At 52.9% G+C, this 3,086-nt stretch carries 3 protein-coding genes and 2 pseudogenes; all 5 read left to right on the top strand.

What is annotated here, in order from left to right; all coding sequences use genetic code 11:
* Positions 1-179 (top strand): annotated as a pseudogene (locus tag B9P82_RS27945) (IS6 family transposase); the annotation flags it as partial.
* Between the two features lie 170 nt (positions 180-349).
* A complete protein-coding gene (locus tag B9P82_RS27935) occupies positions 350-1,036 on the top strand; it encodes a nucleoside recognition domain-containing protein (protein ID WP_041205587.1) in 687 nt (228 codons plus the stop codon).
* Positions 1,033-1,494: a YjiG family protein gene (locus B9P82_RS27930; RefSeq protein WP_005326786.1), complete on the top strand. Its 462-nt coding sequence runs from the start codon at positions 1,033-1,035 to the stop codon at positions 1,492-1,494. The genes B9P82_RS27935 and B9P82_RS27930 overlap by 4 nt, the downstream gene beginning before the upstream one ends.
* Positions 1,495-1,506: 12 nt before the next feature.
* Positions 1,507-2,673: a beta-aspartyl-peptidase gene (iadA, locus tag B9P82_RS27925; protein WP_041205590.1), complete on the top strand. Its 1,167-nt coding sequence runs from the start codon at positions 1,507-1,509 to the stop codon at positions 2,671-2,673.
* A 234-nt stretch (positions 2,674-2,907) separates the two neighbouring features.
* Positions 2,908-3,086 (top strand): annotated as a pseudogene (locus B9P82_RS27915) (IS6 family transposase); the annotation flags it as partial.

The raw sequence follows: 3,086 nt of genomic DNA, 5'->3' as shown, positions 1-3,086 counted from the left end.
ATGGCAAACTGAAACGGATAATCGGCGCCACGCTGGGATTTAAATCCATGAAGACGGCTTACGCCACCATCAAAGGTATTGAGGTGATGCGTGCACTACGCAAAGGCCAGGCCTCAGCATTTTATTATGGTGATCCCCTGGGCGAAATGCGCCTGGTAAGCAGAGTTTTTGAAATGTAAGGCCTTTGAATAAGACAAAAGGCTGCCTCATCGCTAACTTTGCAACAGTGCCTTAAAAGAAACATTCTTGCATTTTCCCCATACCCACATTACTGTTAAGGTCATTGAGTTCAGGCCTCTTCTGGCCTGCCGCAACAAACAACATCATCAAAAAAATAACGGGGTTCGCTATGGCGCAACAAAGGGAACAGGCGGCGCTGCCGCCTGCAACAGAAAAAGTCGGACTTAAGGGATACCTGGCTTTTTTTCTGACCATCATTTTCTTTTCCGGCGTATTTTCCGGAACGGAAGGTTGGTGGCGTGTATTTGATTTTACCGTGCTGAACGGTTCGTTTGGCCAGATCGCGAATGGCGCTGAACAAACGACCGTAACCTTCCGGGGCGCGGGCGGTACGGGCGCAAAAGATGGTTTTCTTTTCGCGCTGGAACTCGCTCCCTCTGTCATTTTGTCACTGGGCATTATTTCTATCACCGACGGTCTTGGCGGACTGCGTGCGGCGCAACAGCTGATGACGCCCATCCTGAAACCCCTGCTGGGTATTCCGGGCATCTGCTCACTGGCGCTCATCGCTAACTTACAAAACACCGATGCGGCCGCGGGGATGACGAAAGAACTGGCGCAGGATGGCGAAATCACTGAGCGCGATAAAGTCATTTTTGCAGCGTACCAGACCAGCGGCAGCGCAATTATTACCAACTATTTTTCCTCTGGTGTCGCTGTCTTCGCGTTTCTGGGAACGTCCGTTATCGTCCCCCTGGCTGTCATCCTGGTGTTTAAATTTGTCGGTGCCAACCTGCTACGTATCTGGATCAATTTTGAAGAACGCCGTAACCCAACGCAAGGAGCACAAGCATGACCACTCAGGTACGCAAAAATGTCATGGACATGTTCATCGATGGTGCCCGCCGCGGCTTTACGATTGCCACCACTAACCTGCTGCCGAACGTGGTCATGGCATTCGTCATTATTCAGGCGCTGAAAATTACCGGTTTACTTGACTGGGTTGGGCACATTTGCCAGCCCGTTATGGCTCTGTGGGGACTTCCTGGTGAAGCCGCCACCGTGCTTTTAGCGTCGCTAATGAGCATGGGCGGCGCGGTAGGCGTTTCTGCCAGTCTGCTCACGGCGGGAGCCTTAAATGGTCACGACGTCACGGTGCTGCTTCCGGCGATATACCTGATGGGTAACCCTGTGCAGAACGTGGGTCGCTGCCTCGGTACCGCCGAAGTTAACGCCAAATATTATCCCCATATCATCGCCGTGTGTGCCATCAACGCACTGCTGTCGATCTGGGTTATGCAGAGCATTGTTTAAAAGGGAATTCTCATGCCTGATTTATCCTTCGCAGAGTTTACGTTGATGCAAGGTGCACACCTTTACACCCCGGAAGACCAGGGAATCAGAGACGTGCTTCTCGCCAACGGCAAGATTATTGCTGTGGCACGCGATATCTCTCCTCACATCGTGCCAGATTGTAAGGTTATCAATCTCAGAGGACTGATTCTGTGTCCTGGCTTTATCGATCAGCATGTTCACCTGATTGGCGGCGGTGGTGAAGCGGGTCCCACTACCCGTACGCCAGAAGTCAGACTGAGCAGACTGACCGAAGCCGGGGTCACGACCGTCATTGGTTTGCTCGGCACCGACTCCGTGACCCGTCACCCGGAATCGCTTCTGGCGAAAACACGGGCGCTGAATGAAGAAGGGATCACCGCCTGGATGTTAACCGGCGCTTACCATGTACCTTCACCGACAATCACCGGTTCGGTAGAAAAAGATGTGGCGCTGATCGATCGCGTCATCGGCGTTAAATGTGCAGTTTCAGACCACCGTTCTGCCGCGCCTGGCGATTATCAACTGGCAAACATGGCAGCGGAATCCCGCGTGGGTGGCCTGCTGGGCAGCAAACCGGGTGTCAGCGTGTTCCATATGGGCGACAGCAAAAAGGGGCTTAAACCGCTGTATGACATTCTGGAAAATAGCGATGTACCGATGAGCAAGCTGCTTCCCACCCACGTTAACCGCAATGAGGCGCTGTTCGAAGAAGCACTGGCTTTTGCGCTCAAAGGCGGCACCATCGACATCACCAGCGGCATCCCCGATCCTGTCGCACCGGCTGAAGCTGTCGCCCGGGCACTGAAAGCCGGTATCCCGCTTGCCCGGATAACGGTCAGCTCGGATGGTAATGGTAGCCAGCCGTTGTTTGATGATGCCGGAAAACTGACAGGGATTGGTGTGGCGGGCTTCGAGAGCTTACTTGAAACCGTGCAGTCATTAGTCAACGATTACGGGTTTACCCTGACCGATGCATTGCGTCCGCTGACGACCAGTGTGGCAGGCTTTCTTAACCTTTCCACTAAAGGTGAAATTGCTCCTGGAAAGGATGCCGATCTGCTGGTTATGACACCAGAATTATGTATTGAGCAGGTTTATGCTCACGGCAAACAGATGGTGGTTGACGGTAAAGCCTGCGTGAAGGGTACCTTCGAGTAAGGGTAATCGGTTATCAGCCGTCAATCCGGGCCATTTTCTTCTCCAGCTATTTGGGATTATCGGGTCGAGCAATGAAACTCTTTCGTTGCGCTCCCACGGAACCGGACATGACGGTCTCCTGTAATCCAGTACGCCACAAAACCCGTCCTTTAGGGCGGGTATAACTGACCGGGCACTGTTGCAAATAGTCGGTGGTGATAAACTTATCATCCCCTTTTGCTGATGGAGCTGCACATGAACCCATTCAAAGGCCGGCATTTTTCAGCGTGACATCATTCTGTGGGCCGTACGCTGGTACTGCAAATACGGCATCAGTTACCGTGAGCTGCAGGAGATGCTGGCTGAACGCGGAGTGAATGTCGATCACTCCACGATTTACCGCTGGGTTCAGCGTTATGCGCCTGAAATGGAAA

The sequence above is a fragment of the Citrobacter sp. L55 genome, from assembly GCF_002850715.1.
In the GTDB taxonomy this organism is placed as follows: domain Bacteria; phylum Pseudomonadota; class Gammaproteobacteria; order Enterobacterales; family Enterobacteriaceae; genus Citrobacter; species Citrobacter braakii.
This window is presented reverse-complemented; position numbering and strand designations above follow the sequence as displayed.